The organism is Virgibacillus sp. LDC1 (assembly GCF_025792345.1).
In the GTDB taxonomy this organism is placed as follows: Bacteria; Bacillota; Bacilli; order Paenibacillales; family Paenibacillaceae; genus Paenibacillus_AQ; species Paenibacillus_AQ lautus.
The window spans coordinates 1729193-1745306 of record NZ_JAOXLZ010000001.1; the positions used below are offsets into that span (position 1 = coordinate 1729193).

General features: G+C 46.0%; 12 protein-coding genes and 2 pseudogenes. 5 read left to right on the forward strand and 9 right to left on the reverse strand.

The features are described 5' to 3' along the window. Positions 1-374: 374 nt before the first annotated feature. Positions 375-950 (reverse strand): TetR/AcrR family transcriptional regulator, encoded by a 576-nt coding sequence (locus OHJ21_RS07835; RefSeq protein WP_486019729.1) that lies wholly within the window; start codon positions 948-950, stop codon positions 375-377. Positions 951-1125: 175 nt separating this feature from the next. On the opposite strand from OHJ21_RS07835, the gene OHJ21_RS07840 reads away from it, so the two are divergent. Continuing rightward, on the forward strand, positions 1126-1875 hold the full coding sequence (locus OHJ21_RS07840; protein WP_486019730.1) for an SDR family oxidoreductase: 750 nt from the start codon (positions 1126-1128) through the stop codon (positions 1873-1875). 140 nt (positions 1876-2015) lie between these two features. Here OHJ21_RS07840 and OHJ21_RS07845 read toward each other — a convergent pair whose 3' ends face one another. From OHJ21_RS07845 to OHJ21_RS07855, 3 genes are all read right to left on the reverse strand, one after another. Further along, positions 2016-2732 carry a hypothetical protein gene (locus OHJ21_RS07845; RefSeq protein ID WP_394055893.1) on the reverse strand — a complete coding sequence of 239 codons (717 nt, stop codon included), beginning with the start codon at positions 2730-2732 and terminating at the stop codon, positions 2016-2018. Positions 2733-2848: 116 nt separating this feature from the next. Then, positions 2849-4225 carry a sensor histidine kinase gene (locus OHJ21_RS07850; RefSeq protein ID WP_486019731.1) on the reverse strand — a complete coding sequence of 459 codons (1377 nt, stop codon included), beginning with the start codon at positions 4223-4225 and terminating at the stop codon, positions 2849-2851. A 41-nt stretch (positions 4226-4266) separates the two neighbouring features. Next, complete coding sequence (locus tag OHJ21_RS07855; RefSeq protein ID WP_100537148.1) at positions 4267-4974, reverse strand: response regulator transcription factor; 708 nt, start codon at positions 4972-4974, stop codon at positions 4267-4269. A 122-nt stretch (positions 4975-5096) separates the two neighbouring features. Between OHJ21_RS07855 and OHJ21_RS07860 the strand changes: the two are divergent. Beyond that, positions 5097-5259 (forward strand): annotated as a pseudogene (locus OHJ21_RS07860) (GlsB/YeaQ/YmgE family stress response membrane protein); the annotation flags it as partial. A gap of 85 nt (positions 5260-5344) precedes the next feature. Here OHJ21_RS07860 and OHJ21_RS07865 read toward each other — a convergent pair. From OHJ21_RS07865 to OHJ21_RS07875, 3 genes are all read right to left on the reverse strand, one after another. Next, the gene (locus tag OHJ21_RS07865) at positions 5345-5467 is read right to left on the reverse strand and encodes a hypothetical protein (protein WP_394057481.1); all 123 of its coding nucleotides are present in this window, start codon (positions 5465-5467) and stop codon (positions 5345-5347) included. A 212-nt stretch (positions 5468-5679) separates the two neighbouring features. Next, positions 5680-6321, reverse strand: a complete 642-nt coding sequence (locus tag OHJ21_RS07870) for an NAD(P)H-dependent oxidoreductase (protein ID WP_100537149.1) — start codon at positions 6319-6321, stop codon at positions 5680-5682. Positions 6322-6340: 19 nt separating this feature from the next. Further along, complete coding sequence (locus OHJ21_RS07875) at positions 6341-6814, reverse strand: carboxymuconolactone decarboxylase family protein (protein ID WP_486019732.1); 474 nt, start codon at positions 6812-6814, stop codon at positions 6341-6343. A 195-nt stretch (positions 6815-7009) separates the two neighbouring features. Between OHJ21_RS07875 and OHJ21_RS07880 the strand changes: the two genes are divergently transcribed. After that, positions 7010-7876: a sigma-70 family RNA polymerase sigma factor gene (locus OHJ21_RS07880; protein ID WP_326113694.1), complete on the forward strand. Its 867-nt coding sequence runs from the start codon at positions 7010-7012 to the stop codon at positions 7874-7876. A gap of 648 nt (positions 7877-8524) precedes the next feature. Here the strand turns inward: OHJ21_RS07880 and OHJ21_RS07885 are convergent. Further along, positions 8525-9067, reverse strand: coding sequence for a recombinase family protein (locus tag OHJ21_RS07885; RefSeq protein ID WP_100537152.1), 543 nt, complete (start codon positions 9065-9067; stop codon positions 8525-8527). A gap of 161 nt (positions 9068-9228) precedes the next feature. On the opposite strand from OHJ21_RS07885, the gene OHJ21_RS07890 reads away from it, so the two are divergent. Together OHJ21_RS07890 and OHJ21_RS07895 are read left to right on the forward strand one after the other, a co-directional pair. After that, the gene (locus OHJ21_RS07890; protein ID WP_486019733.1) at positions 9229-10692 is read left to right on the forward strand and encodes a SulP family inorganic anion transporter; all 1464 of its coding nucleotides are present in this window, start codon (positions 9229-9231) and stop codon (positions 10690-10692) included. Between the two features lie 16 nt (positions 10693-10708). Beyond that, positions 10709-11128 (forward strand): annotated as a pseudogene (locus tag OHJ21_RS07895) (universal stress protein). Between the two features lie 821 nt (positions 11129-11949). Here the strand turns inward: OHJ21_RS07895 and OHJ21_RS07900 are convergent. Further along, the gene (locus tag OHJ21_RS07900) at positions 11950-16104 is read right to left on the reverse strand and encodes a DUF4855 domain-containing protein (RefSeq protein WP_486019734.1); all 4155 of its coding nucleotides are present in this window, start codon (positions 16102-16104) and stop codon (positions 11950-11952) included. Positions 16105-16114: the final 10 nt, after the last annotated feature.

The following is a 16114-nucleotide window of genomic DNA, read 5'->3' on the forward strand; positions in this document are numbered from 1 at the left end:
CGGCAATCGGTACAAGTTCTTGTCCCGAGCCAAGGACAAGAACTTGTACCGATAAAACAAAAAAGCCGCTAAAATAGCGACTTTCCATGGGACAATGTTTCTGTCCTCCGACACTTAGCTTCTTAAAGCAAAGTGTAGATAGACGAACCTTCGTCAAGGAAGATACGAATGCCCCCGTTCATCTACCAAGCCCTATTCCTCTACTTGGCGCCGCAATGACCGCAGTAACGCCAAAGCAAGATGGGCGTTTCCCAGTGCGAGGTTGACTCGAATTTGACTGACTTGTATGTTGTGCTCTTGCACCTCAGTGGCTTTACTATGTTTATCACCTCCTATCCTCTCAAACATAAGAAAACACAAAAAAAGCCGCTAAATTAGCGACTTCCAATGGAACGATGTTCGTGTCCTTCGACAACTGGGTTCAGCAAATTCCAAAATTGTTCAACCATGACGGATGGCGGATACGGCATCGAACGGATAATCCACCATTCCAATACACCCACTGATGCTGAAATTAAAAATTGTACTGTAATGTCCCTGTTCCTGTCCTGATCGAGATTGATTGAATCCAGATGTTCCATCAGACTTTTTCTGAACATGGTCTCCATTTGGTTTCGAAATACCACGCTTCCCTTGCTCTTCAGCATAATCGAGTAGAAAGAAGCATGCTGCTCCAAATATTCAAAAGTGTGAAGTAGTGCGGTTTTGGAAGGAAGATAAGCCAGGTCATCTCCAGACATACAATGTCGAAGCAACTGGTTAATCTCAGCTGCTATGCATTGCTCGCGCAGATCGTACTTGTCATCGAAATGCAGATACACCGTTCCTCGATTGACATTCGCTTCTGCCGCAATTTGATTAATCGTTATGCGCTCAAATTCCTTTTCTGACATTAGCCTCATAAAAGCATCATTAATCGCCTGCCTTGATTTTGGCATACGCTTGGCCATAATCCATCTCCCCTTTATCCCATCCCAAAAATGGTCACTTTGAAGTCCTGTGTTGAAAAATCAACAACTGAGCTTGTTTTAACCATTGAACCCCATTTATCGCTCTGATACTTTCACTATATAAAACTCATGTTGATAGATCAACATGTGATCAATTCAAGAGGAGGTTTACAACATGAAACTTACAGGAAACACGATTTTTATTACAGGCGGCGGCTCGGGAATTGGACGTGCGTTAGCAGAAGCTCTCCACCATCTTGGAAACAAAGTTATTATCTCTGGTCGACGTAAAGAGCGATTGGATGAGACAATCCAAGCGAATCCCGGTATGTCCGCAGTGGAATTGAATGTACAAGATCCTGCCAGCATAGAGGTGGTTGCCAAGCAGCTAATCGAAGAATTCCCGGATTTGAATGTCTTGATTAACAACGCCGGCATCATACAGCCCGATGACGCGGCGGGCTTGATCGATGAGGATGTTTTGATTTCGACAGTCGCCACAAACTTGTTAGGTCCGATTCGGTTAACTTCTGTATTAATCGACCATTTGAAGTCCAAAAAAGAAGCTATTGTCATTAACACGACTTCGATCCTTGGTTTTGTACCGTTAGCCACAACTGCTATATATTCCGCAACAAAGGCAGCGCTTCATAACTATACGCTGTCCCAAAGATACATGCTCAAAGACACTTCGGTAAAAGTGATAGAAGTTGTGCCACCGTGGGTTCAGAGCAACAACGATGAACCGCGTGCGATGCCACTTTCGTCATTCATTGATGCGACGATAAAAGTACTTGGTACGGATACAGACGAAGTTCTGGTCGAAGAATCGAAAATGTTTCGAAATAACCCTGGCCCGAACGAAGGTGTTTTTGTGACCCACCTTAACGATACGATGAAGTCTGAACCTCCAAAGATTCATTAAGGAACAAGTTCTCGTCCTTTACGGCAATCGGTACAAGTTCTTGTCCTTGACTCGGGACAAGAACTTGTGCCGATTAAATAAAAAAGAAGCTAAATTAGCGACTAAAAGGCCCCTTCTTTTATCTCCAAGATCATTAAATATTAGTCCAGAAGGCTGTAGATCTGAATGCTCTCCACCTTGGCATCCTTGATATGAAACGACATCACATCCACATAATTGGATGGCTCGTAACGGAAGTCATCCTCCTCATTAGGGGCTCCATCACCAAGCAGTTTCCCTTCAGGGTAGGCGTTTTTGAGTGTATCCAGGCTATCTCCTGCTTTAATGTTTCGCACTGTCGCGTACTTAGGATCTGTAATTTCGATATGAAAGATGGAGTCTTGTTTCCCCTCCGGTATACTGATTGTTTTAATCTCCAGACCAGGATACGTATACACCTTTTCTGTAAAACCGATTAACGTATCCATGTTTGTTCCATCGCCGGCACGGTACGTATGAGATTTCAGGTTATCCGGTTTGCCCAGCATCTGTTCCATCTGATCTTCATTCGCTGTATCCGAAATCGCAATGGTGTGCTCATTATAGACAAAAGCAAGCTCCTTCAGCACCACATTGCCTTCCTTCTCGATCGAACCTTCCTTAATAGCTTCAGCACTTTGTCCTTCCGAATTTTCTGAAGCAGGCGCAGTAGAATTGGATGCTCCTTCGCCTTTGGCCTGTTCGTCGGGCGTATTTTTTTCAGACGAGTTCTGTGCCGCTTCTGGCGACTTGGCACCATTGGACTGACAGCCCGTCAGTGCCATCGTTAGAAAAATACTCAGCAGGATAGCAGCTGTAGCTTTGTTTATCAATTTCATCATGATCCCTCCATAAATGTGTGGTTTCTTCTTATGAAGTGATTATAAAAAAAGCATTTGTTAGTCTCATAACAGAATTGTATCAATCTTGTAACGTTAACTATTTACGCGCGTGTTTACGCACGGGGTAACACAATCGTAACGGTCGTTCCTTCCCCGATTTGACTTTCCATGTCGATATATCCATTAAACCGCTCTACAATCTCTTTACAAATAGAAAGCCCAAGACCTGAACCGTTCGCCGTGCTTGCATTTTTCGCCCGGTAAAAGCGTTCCTGCACTCTCTCCAGCTCATCGCCCGCGATACCGATACCTTGATCACGTATCCGTATAACGACCTCGCTTGGCGTATGTGTAAGCTTCAATTCGATTAGCGATGGACTGCCTGAATATTTGATGGCATTGTCCACAAGGTTGGCGATTGCATGGGACATTAGCATTGGATTCACGTTGGAGTGGACTCTCGTCAGAAGCTTATCCTCCGCTTCCGCCTCCCTGAACAGAATCTCGATTCCTTTATCTTTGGCCTTGGCACCCATACTCGTTGCGACTTGCTGAATCAGTTCGTTCATTTCCGTCTTCTTGGATTCCAGTTCGTTAGAACCAGCTTTGTCGAATCGGGATAGCAACAACAGTTCATTAATCAAGCGCGTCAGCCGATCCGATTCCTGCAGCAGATGAGCATAAATTTTTTGCAGCTCCTTGTTCTCGTTCTCCCCTTCAACCAAGTATTGAGAGAAACCACGAATGGCTGCCAAGGGTGTTTTTAACTCGTGAGATACGTTGGAGACAAATTGTTTCTGATACTGAATATAATCATGAAGCTGCCGCCCCATGGAATCCAGCCCATCTGCCAGCATGCCCAGCTCATCCTTCCGGTTTAGATGAACTCTCCGAAACTCCTGTCTAGAGAAACTTTGCGCAGCGCCAAGCAACAGCTTAATCGGCTTGGTTGTGTTGCGGGCAATCCACAGACTGGATAACGTAATCAGTACAATAAATCCGCCTGCACCCGCAAACAGGATATAACGGATTTGATCCATAATCGCATAGAAGTAGGAAATGTCCTCTACGAACTCATACACATAAGCGTTTTGGTAGTATTGATCCTGAATGGGGGTAGAAAAATAAAGCAGATGATCTTCCGTTACGGTGTAGGCATAACTGCCGCTCAGAGCTTTCTCAATATTCTTTTCAAAAATAAGAGGTTTGCCATCATTAATGATGATGCCATCCACAGCCAAGCCCAGCAACTGCTTGGAGCTATCATAGATACGTACTTCCTTGCCTGAAGCTTTCAGCTTCTCCAGAGCAAGTCTGACGATTTCTTCTGTCTGCGGTTCTCCTGTCGATGATCTATGCTGTGCCAACACCTCACGGAAGGACAACTCGGACAGATCCGCCTTCTCCATCATCTGTTTTTCAATGGTAATGAAGCTGTAGTAATCGATGGCTTTATTCACCGCAATAATGATGATACCAAAGGACAGCACGGAGAAAAATAAATAATTCAGCAGTAACCGGGTTGCGTATTTCAGGCCTCGTCACCTCCAAGTTGATAGCCAAATCCATAGATCGTCCTGACATACTTCGGTTCGTCCGCGTTATCCTCCAGCTTCTTCCGTAATCGCATGATGGTCATATCCACACTGCGACTGTCTCCCATAAAGTCATATCCCCATCCGATCTGCAGCAGCTCATCCCGTGTAAAGATTTTGTCTGGCCTTTTGAGTAACGTTTCCAGAATCTTAAACTCTTTGGCCGTTAAAGACACGGGTACACCGTTTTTCAGCACCCTTCGGCTTTCCAGATCAAATGTCAGCTCTTCATGAATGATGCGTGTAGATTTCACTTCTGTTCCTTCAATTGATTCCTCCTTGCTCTCGTTTCTTCTCAGAATCACCTTGATCCGAGCGAGCAATTCACGATTGTCAAAGGGTTTGGTCATGTAATCTTCCGCCCCTAGCTCTAGTCCCAACACCTTGTCGATTACCTCATTTTTGGCAGAGAGCATGATCACAGGAACGGCACGTTTCCCGGTGATTTCCTTGCACAGGTCATATCCGGAGCAGTCAGGCAGCATCAAGTCAAGCACCACCAGGTCCGGCCCAAAAGCATCCAGCAGCTGCAGGGCTATTTTTCCGTTTTCAGCCGTTTGAACGACGTAGTTTTCTCTTCTCAGTACGAGCTCAATTAAATCCCTGATTGCGGCTTCATCGTCAATGACAAGTATTTTCTTCAATGTGCACCCCTTCTAGCCTTGTTCACCAGCTTGAATCATCATTTACCCTCATCTTAGCACAGACACTTTAGATTCCTCTACCAACTGGAAGATGAGGTATATTCCACTGACAATCCATGGATCTGCTCTGGGTACTCATTGTTGGTGGACTTATTGACTGGTTAAGCGGCAACTTGTTGGAGCGGGACGTAACCGAGCGGTGTACTTGGGAACATTATTGCGGGTTTTATCGGTTCCTGGTTAGGAACAGTATTGCTGGGACCAAGGGGGCCGGTGATTGGCGGATGCTGCCAGGGCATAAAGGTACAGGATAAATATAAAAGGACCGAAAGCATTCATCGATGGAAGATGAACACTTACGGTCCTTTTTTTATTTTTGTACTGATTTCATCCATTCTTTCAGTGCCTGAACAACCTGCTGAAGCTGTTCCTGTCCGGTAACCATAGGCGCGCTGCCTCCCTTTTTGTATTCCGTAGGAGCCAAATTGACCATGGGTTGCCACTCTTTATACTCACGAATGTCGTGTTTTTCGGAAGGTAAAATACCCCTTTGATCTATCCGTGTATTATTTGTCGTAACTCGTTCCTTTAGTATGAACTCTTCTTGTGGATAAGAGTTCGATTTCCTCAAAGGTAAGATATACTGTCTATCGATGAGAATGTATCATTCCTGCTGTCTGCTTTATGAGATAATTAAAGGCAAACTTAGAATTTTAAGGCGATTTCGCACGCTTGTTGTATCGCCTTTACTTTGATCTCAGGTTCCTGATCGATTTTTGCAGCCATTCCCTCAACAAAAATCCCCTCAAAGCTAGGAATCCCAACGAAATCCATAATGACTTTCAGGTGGCGATGACCCATTTCTAGGTCTGCATCATCTGAGCCTGGTGACAAGAAGCTACCGCTAGCTTGGATATGGACGGCTTTTTTATCACTCAACAAGCCGATCCTGCCGATATCCGGTAAATATTTGAAAGTCTTGCCTGCTATACAAATGGAATCAATGTATGACTTCATAACGGGTGGATACGAATAATTCCAAACTGGAGTAACAAATATATATTTATCTGCAGCAACAAATTGATCAACCAATTCATTGATTCGGCTCAGCTTCGTTTTCTCTGCTTCGGTCAATTTTTCAAATGTAGTGCCCGCCTTCAGTTTGTCCCATCCGTTAAAAACATCAGTATCCAGTTGTGGTATATCCATTTTATATAGATCAAGATGAATTACCTCATCATTCAAATTGGCAGATCGGTAAGCCTGTACAAATTCATTACCTACTAACATGCTGTATGATTTTTCATGATCGTGTGGATTTGCCGTAATATACAGAACTGTTGCCATGATGGCAATACCCTCCTCATTATTTGCTCTCGGAAACTGTTACGATCTGCCTTGTAGAGACGTTTAGTCTATTCCAGAGATTGGCCGTAGAGATCCCGGCGATCAGCGTGGCCAATGCCTGGACATCGAAGTGTCGGGCTGCCTCGTTAAAGATCTCATCCGGCACTGGGTCCACTCGGTCATTGAGTCGGGTAACCGCTTCACTGAGCGCAAGTGTAGAACGCTCGGAGTCATTGAAGTATTGCGTCTCACGCCATGCCGACACGGCCAAAAGTCGCTCTGCAGATTCACCTGTCGCCAATGCATTACGCGAATGAAGGTCGACGCATACACTATCCCCATTAATTTGGCTTGCTCGAAGATATGCGAGAAAAAGCGTGCGCTTGGGAATACCTGTTTGCTCTGCGGATACAAATAGGGCTTTGCCAAGGGCTTGTAAGGCTTGAGTCGCATCGGGTACGATCGTAGCAGGACTATCTATTCTTGATTTCAAATGAAAAACTCCTTTAATTAAGATTAGAACCGGTTTTGGCTCTCCAATATGTTGACGGATCAGACCTTGGGATGTGTGACATTATTTCATGAGAAATGTAAAAATCAGTTGAATGCGACGTCTTGTCACATTGTTCAGCTTACATTCGTCAGTACTTATAGTGGTTTATTATTTTTGTACGAGGGAGTTTGAAGGATGAGCGAACAGGATTGGTTGGCAAATACATTCGAAACGCATCGGAAGAACCTTCAGGTTGTTGCTTATCGAATGCTTGGATCATTAAGCGAGGCGGAAGACGCGGTACAGGAGTCTTGGTTGCGTCTTAGTCGTGTGGATGCAAAAGGCATTGAGAACTTGGGGGGATGGTTGACCACCGTTGTTTCGCGTGTATGTCTCGATATGTTACGATTGCGTAAATCAAGGCGCGAAGAATCGATCGAAGCTCATTTGCCCGATTCTTTCAACAGCCAAGAAAATATAATCGACCCTGAACAAGAGGCCATATTAGCTGATTCTATCGGTATTGCACTATTAGTCGTGCTCAATAATTTGAAACCTGCGGAACGCATTACGTTCGTGCTGCACGATGTTTTCGCCATGCCTTTTAATGAAATTGCTCCTATTGTAGGAAAATCGGAAGCCGCGACAAGGCAGCTTGCGAGCAGGGCACGTCACCGGGTTCGAGGGGTGAAAGCATCGGAAGTCGACATTGCTCATCAACGCAAAGTTGTTCAAGCTTTTCTTGCTGCAGCGCATGCAGGCGATTTCGATACGCTAATAGCTGTGCTTGATCCGGACGTTATACTTCGAGACGATCGTCCAACTGAATCTTCAAGAGTAACGCGAGGAGCGATCGCTTTAGCAAAACAAGTATCGGGACGTGCACAGAAAGCAGCCCAACTAGCCTTGGTAAATGGAACCGTAGGAATCATTGCGGCCCCTCAAGGAAGATTGCTCTATGTACTCAAATTTACAATGAGTCACGGGAAGATTGCCGAGGTCGACCTGATCTCCGATCCAGAACGCGTACGCCAGCTTGATCTGGCGGTATTGAGTAATTGAGCCTTAAACTCAGCGTCTTCGACGGTGTGAAAGACATAATCCCCCCATATAAAATATAACAGTTATTAAAACCATAACACGCTCAAGCGGCACCCTTTGGGTGCCATTTTCTTATTAATGTCCTATTGTATCGCCTATTACATAATTACGTACGGATATTTTGTTCTCGTAAAGACTTTAGCTTGGGAACTGGACTGCTTTCTTCTCCTTTGTACAGTCAAATTTTACAGGAGATGGTAGTTTGTCTATGACAAACAATGAAACACGCCTTAAACCAACTTACATTTTGTCTTCTGGGAGTAAAAGAAAAAGCACCCCAAAGGATGCTATTTCTCCAACACAGGTCTCATATATTCCGCATTGAGCCGATCTTACTTAACATCACCATCACATTTGCGACATTTGTACAGATTCTCTGACACATGCTTTCCATAAGAAAGTTACGAGTGACTCTCCTTTTTGTCTCAGGAATAATGAGTCGCCGTTCCAAAGATGAATCCAAATCACCAAAAGTACTAAGGTTAAACGGGAAAGCAAAGTCAACTTACGTTCAGTTCGTGTTCATTTTACTTTCAAACCCAACCTCGTCTCACATGCCCCACCTAATACACCTACCCCCAGGTAATTAAACAGTCCCTGTTGTTACAATTAATTTTCGAGGTATCGATACAAGGTTGTTTTACTAATCCCGGTTTCTTCACGTATTTGCGCAAGCGTATATTTATTGCTTTCATACATTTGGATCGCCTTCATCACGTTCTCATCAAGCTTACGAGGACGTCCTAACTTCGTACCTTTTTCCTTAGCCTCATCTAACCCTTTTTTGGTGCTTTCACTAATTATATCCCCTTGAAATTCCAGGATAGTTTCCACATGTTTATGGAATAAACGGCCAGAATCTTCTCGGGTGTTTAAATTTTCATTCAATGAATACAAATGGACCTGTCGATTTTGAAATTGATCCAGTAATTCACTAAGATGCCTCGTCGAGTCAGCAAGCGAAAATAGTCTGGTTACAACGATTGTATCTCCAGGCATAAGCCTATCCAACATCGATTCTAATTGAATTCTCTTTTTTGCGGATGAGTGCTCTTCTTTAAATAAGTGATCGCAGGACTTTCTTTTTAAAATTTCAAGTTGATTTTGACAATGTGGATCATCCTGGGAGGGTCTCATGTAACCAAATATCATATTAAAACTCCTAATCACGTATGACTTTATAAAATTATAACACAAACAAAGGACCAAAAAGGTTCCATTTCGGAACGATCCGTGATAATATCAATGTACTTGAAGCGGTCATGACTTTAAAAAGCAAAAGTCATAGCAAATTATAAGGAGTGGAAGTACAAGTGATTGAACGGATTAAACAAGAATGGTTTTCTAACCCCAGAAGCGACATCTTAGCTGGTATCGTGGTTGCTTTGGCTCTTATTCCAGAAGCGATTGCATTTTCAATTATTGCTGGTGTTGATCCAATGGTAGGACTATATGCTTCGTTTTGTATTGCTGTAATTATATCCTTTATAGGTGGTCGGCCAGGGATGATTTCCGCTGCTACCGGAGCCATGGCCTTACTTATGGTTCCGCTAGTAAAAGAACATGGCGTGCAGTATTTATTGGCTGCAACTGTGCTCACTGGTATAATTCAATTGCTGTTTGGAATATTCAAAATCGGTAAACTCATGAAATTCATACCGAGAGCTGTCATGATTGGCTTTGTTAATGCTCTTGCTATTCTGATATTCATGGCTCAGGTACCGCATTTTGCAGGGATTTCAACGCTAACCTATATTTTCGTTGCCGTTACTCTCATTATTGTATATGTATTACCCCGTTTCTTCAAAGCAATTCCAGCACCTCTTATCGCTATTGTTGTGCTCACTGCCACAGCTATATGGGGCAATCTAGATTTGGGAACTGTCGGTGAATTGGGAGTCATCAATCAATCCTTACCCTCTTTTCTAATCCCTAACATTCCATTTAATCTTGAAACGTTACAAATCATCTTCCCTTACTCGATTTCCCTAGCCGTTGTGGGTTTGGTTGAATCTCTTCTAACCTCTTCGATTGTAGATGATATGACCGAAACAGACAGTAATAAAAATAAGGAAGCTCGTGGACAAGGCATTGCAAACATCATTACCGGTTTCTTCGGTGGAATGGCTGGTTGCGCGATGATCGGACAGTCAGTCATCAATGTGAAATCGGGCGGACGTACTAGATTGTCGACATTTGTAGCTGGTGTGTTTCTGATGTTTCTGATTATTGTTCTAGGTGGAGTTGTGGTACAAATTCCAATGCCTGTATTGGCTGGGATTATGATCATGGTATCCATTGGAACCTTTGATTGGTCATCATTCACCTATTTAAGAAAAGCCCCTAAAAGTGATGCTTTTGTCATGCTGGCTACGGTCATTGTTGTCGTTGTTACCGATAACCTTGCAATTGGGGTTCTCTTGGGAATCATCCTGAGTGCCATATTCTTCGCCTCTAAAATATCAAAAGTAAGTGTTACGAGCGATAACAAGGGGCATAAAACAACTTTTAAGATCTCAGGCCAACTCTTTTTTGCATCTGTTGAAGGATTCGTCAACGCATTTGATTATAATGTGAAAGACAAAGACATCGTTCTAGACTTTTCGAATGCACACATTTGGGATGACTCAGGAGTCGGTGCCGTAGATAAAGTTGTGATTAAATACCGTGCCAATCATAACCATGTCATCGTTAGAGGACTCAATGCATCAAGTGAAAAAATTGTAAATAGATTAGCTGTGTATCATGATTCTAACGCGCAATTAAAATCACATTAGAACAGGAGTGATATCTATGTATCAACATATTGTACTTGCTGCAGACGGTTCTAAAAACTCTGTTCGGGCTGCAACTGAAGCTGCTAGAATCGCATCTCTTATTGAAGGTGCAACAGTAGAAGTTTTCTTCGCTGTAGATCCAACTAAAATAAAAGAAGAGGTACTTCATTAACAAAACCACGAAGAAATTGAGTTCAAACGAAAGCAGAAATTATTACCGGTTACAGAGGAACTAGGAAACAAAAAAGTGAATCATCAAATCACAATAGTTATTGGAGACCCTGGTCCCACCATTGTTGATTACTCGAAAAAGAAAAATGTTGATCTGATCATTATAGGAAGTCGTGGCCTTAATTCATTTCAAGAATTTGTTTTAGGAAGTGTCAGCCATAAAGTAGTCAAGAGAGCCCAGTGTCCAGTAATGGTGGTGAAGTAATACCAACAAATTAAACATAATCTATGTCAAAAGGAATTGTTAAAACACCTTCAAGAGAATGCAGCCATGTCTTAAGATATGGAGACAACCTTGGAGGTGTTTTTGAGTTGGCAACAATATTCAGCTATCCTTTAAAAATGAAGAAGCACTCTTGAGATCCCCTTAATAATGAGCGATTTCAATGGGGCAATGTTTTTTACTCCCGACACCCTAAAGGTCGTCAAAAGCACAACCTAGAAATGATGTTTGATGAGTTGAGTTTCCAGAATGACGTACATAACAGGCCAGGATTCAATAAGCATGCGCTTTTGAATATATCACCTATAATGTGGTCTTATTTGTGTCAAATACCAACAATGTGGTCACTTTTGTGTCATTAGACATGATTATGGCCAGCCTGGCATTCTCTCCTACAAGTAGCTTTTCAAGTGTCGGAGGACACAAGAACTTGTACCCTTTGCCGTAACTGCCCTTTTCCCCCTTAGATTTCTTCCATTATCGTTTATTAAAAATAAAAACCCGTTGGAATTGATCATCAACGGGTTTTGAAAATTCAATTTTTTAACATATAGATCAACCGATTTTTGGAGTTGTTTATTCTCATCATCTGGTTTGCTCATGACTAACATTGCAATTTTCTGAGGTGTAAATGAAAACATAGATTGGATTGCTTCCTTGCTTTGTTCATCCTGATACGGACAATTGTGCTTACCGGTTCATCCGTCCATTTACGGAGTTTTATTCTGTATCGTCGAAAAAGCACACCCCGGGCGCGTGGCCGCGCTAATCGGAATGTGCTTAGATCAATTGTTCCGCGTCTACTACTGCTGCTGCCCCTCGATTAATTGAAGAACGCGATACAAGAACGTCGCCGCTTCAGCCCTGCTGGTTGTACTCTTCGGCTTCATATAGCCGTTAAAGCCCGTAACCAGACCATACTCGAACATCATTGCCACGCTGTCCGCAGCATATGGCGCAATCTGGCTCGCATCACGGAATCCCTCAAGCGTTGAACCTGATGCGGACGGCTTTATGGCCCCCGTCGTTTGCAACGCTCGGGTCAGCATAACCATAGCATCCTGGCGGCTAATTGAATCACGAGGAGCGAAGTTAACTTCGTTCACTCCTGAAGCGATTCCCAATTGCTTGGCGATGGACACCGCATCGTGGTAATAATCATTCGGCTTCACATCGGCGAACGTCGAGGCGATTTCGGCACGCAGGTCAAGCATGTTCACCAGCATCAAGATAAAATCAGCTCGCGTTACCTGATTTGCGGGGCTGAAAGTGCCCTTTTCGATCGAGGTGCCTTTGACGATGCCTCTTTCGGCCAGCTTCTCGATCGCCTCGCGCGCCCATTCATGCTTGCCAAGGTCGGTAAACGCAGCCGGATTCTTGCCGCCGATAGCATAGACGCCGACATGGTCGATGGAGAATCGCAGCATATCCTTGTCTTTGTCATAAGACGCGTCATTCATTGCCGCCGCGCTGTCGCCCATCAGCTCGAAAGCTTGCAAATCAACAGCTTGCTCTCCCGCTTGAAGCGAATACGGAATGGCAATCGAAATCGGTGCCTTCGCATTTTTCCAAGACAGAGCTTCACCGTCCAGTTGCAATGCAACTTCCACGATTGGCCTGTTGCCGATCCGCCCGGCCGCTTCGTTACTGCGATACTCGCCCGCATCATCGCTTACGATTACGAGCAGCTTTCCAGCATTCTTCTTGACTCCTGCCAGCATGTCACCAGTCAAAACAAGCTGAGCGTACGGCGTGGAGATATGCAAAATCAGATTAGACTGGTTCGTCAGATTAGCCGCCGGAAGCTCCAAAGCATAGCTCCCAGCCGCGTTCGATGACTTCAATTCAACATGAACATGTTTATTACCTTTGCTGTCGGCCACTGCCCTCTGAATGGCGGCATTTAGATCCGACACCCCGACCGCAGCGGCAGCCTGCTGACCGTTCATCGTCGGGACAAGCACGGCTTTGACTGAACCGTCCGCCTGCAACGTATACGGATCTTGCGCCTGACCGCCTCCACCGCTGCCACCACCGTTGCCTCCACCGCCGCTTCCATTGCCTCCACCAGTCGTAGGCAGCTTACGGTATTCGAAGGTTACCAGCTCGGGAGTCGTCATGTCATCTGTTTCCAGCTCGACCGTATACCGTCCTTGCTCTTCTCCGGTCAACGTAAAGGTGATGCGGAAGCTTCCGTCATCCTCAGTGCCCGTCTGACCGGTATATTGAATGTTGCCTTTCGGGTCAAGCACTTTCACATACAAATGTTCTTTCTTGCCGTTCATGACCAGACCGTCAATCGTGACTTTCTTCGTGGAAGTGTCCACAGCGGCTTGTATGCCGTCCAACATCTTTAGCTCTTGCTGCGGGGCAAGATCGTACACGCCGAATTCATAGAAGGAATAACCGTAAAACGTTGCCCGATTCAATCCCTCAAACTTGATGTATCTTGCCGTCGTTGCCGGGAATACCAGGGTGTTCTTGCCGTCGGCAGCTTTAACCACGCCATTGTTGCCGACTTTCAAGGGCTCCCACGTCTGCTTATCATCCGAGACGCTCAGACGGTATTGGTCCGCACGCGCATATTCCCAATCGATTCGGATCGTATCGAAGGTTTGCTGGCTGTCCAGATCAACCTGGAACCAAGCCGTATCGCGCACTTCGCTCGCCCAACGCGTGGCCGGTGCGCCGTCGAGCGCCTTCGCAGGCTCCAGACCTGCGGCCTCCGTCGAGGATGCCTCTGCTTCTTTATCTTGTGCGATGCTGCCAGCCTCGTAATACACACCTTCCTTCAGCGCCGTATAAGCGCCTTCCGTTACAAACTCAAGGCTTTTAGCTCCTTCCAGCTTCGCATTGAATGCCAGCAAATAGTCCCTGGCTTGCTCAGGGTCGCTCTCTTGCGTGCGCTCCATCATGATCAAGGCGTTGCGCATAGCGCGTACCGAATCGGCATTGCTAAGCTGCTTGTTGTCCGCGTACTTATCAACAAGAGCCAATAGGCCTTCAGCGCCCAAACGAGCTTCTATTACGAATTTAACCGACTTGGATTTGGCAGCCGCCACGGTCAGCTCCAGCACATGCTTACCCGGCTTACCCGTCAGATCTACAACAGTTCCTTCCGTATAAGGCTTGCCGTCATACTTGGCCGTAACTTTAACAATCCCGCTCCCGTCATCTCCCGGAATGGTCCAGGTGAAGGCGGCCTGTGTCGTATCAGGCACGATCGTATGCTCCGAGATCGGCTGCCCGTTCATGAGCGCTACAACATCGGGCGGGGCAGCGTCTTGCTTCTGATAAGTGCCTTTAGAGAATTGGTATAGCCAATCGTAAAGCACGCGGGTAGCAGGGTCTGTGCTTTTCGCCGCGTTGTATACAGCGTTGTTGCCTTGATAGTAAGCTTTATATCCATGCTGCATCAGACCGGTATCCACGCCGCTGTTCAAGTACTCGATGAACCGCTCGCGGAAGACGGCGTCGTTGATCATCCGGTCGTCGAATTCCAGCTCCAGCGACATGCCGTACCGCTTCGCCATATCCGCTGTATCCTCCAGACGCGAAGGGTCCAGTTTCTCGAAGAAATAGTTCGGCTGCAGAGATACGGCATCAATGCCGACATCCTTCCACATGAATGCCTTATAGGCCATAAAATGAGGAATCCAGAACAGCTTCAGGCCTGCGTTATGAACGATGTCGCTCGCTCTCTTGACCATCTCCGGCTCGGTTGCATGCGTGCTGATTTGTTCCTCCAGCCAATACATGCCGACGAGCTCCAGGTTCGAGTAGCCCCCAGCCGTCCATCTGGCTTGCACTCCATCGACCCACCACTGAATCGCTTTGGCCCTGTTATCCAGCGATGCGGCATCGCCGACCGCACCTACATCGAAGTTCAGATCCTCGCCGTCAATGCTGCCGAAGTCGGACTGATACTCGCCCGGTTCTGGAATCATCAGAACAACCTTCGTCTTATGGTCGGGCTCGCCAAGCTCCACGCCTGCCTCGACCGTCGCCTCGTTCAACGCGCTCATATCGCCGCCAGCGTTAAACGTTTTATCCAAATACCATTCCCATTCCTGTTTTCTGGCTTTGCCGGCCGCTTCTGTCGCTCCGAAGCCTCTGCCGTTATCCGATGTCAAGCCCAGATACAGCACGCCGTCGAACAGCCAATCGACAGGCTCTCCCTGCTCGTTCACATAACTGATATTAGGGATAGCCCGTTCCTTCGTCCAATTTCCTGTGCCGTCCGCGTAGTGTCCGTTATACAGCAAGCCCAGGTTTTGAATTCCACCAGTAGCATCTCCAGGCTGCAGGAGGGCGTATGGCTCAGGCTGTACCGGCTGCGCTCCGGCGATCAAGCCATCCGCTCCGGTAATCGTCACCTCGTCAATCATGCTCCATGCCCTCGGATGCATGGAGAACACGACTTTCACATACCGAGCGTATACGAGTCCTTCGGTATAATCGCCACGCTTGACAGCTCCAGTTTCAGGGCTGCCGTCCCATGCAAATGTCTCGATGTTGGTCTGGTCGCCCCATAACAACTGAGTTGCATTATGAGATAATACGCCCCAGCTCACCCCATCGTCCGACGCGTAGAACGAAACGGTGAGCGGCACAAGCGTTTCGTTGTTCGGCCAATCGTGCAGGAAACGCGCGCTCACCTCCTGAACCGTCTTTTGCTCGCCTAGATCAAACACAACCGAACGGGATTTCTTGCTCAGGTGGCCCACCCAGTTGCCGCTGTCACGCGAGGGGTCGGCGGCATTTCCGTCCGTCAGCTTCGTCCCGTCATCCGGGAAAGCGCCCTCCGGCTGTTCCGACCATGTGTACGTTTTCCCTTGAGCCAGATTATAAAAGCCGGCGCTTTCTCTGCCCGCCTCCTCCGCATTCACAGACGATATTAACGATAACAGCATGACCGGGACAAGCAGCAAAGCAGTCAAACTTCGTCTAGTTTTCACCTAATCTCAC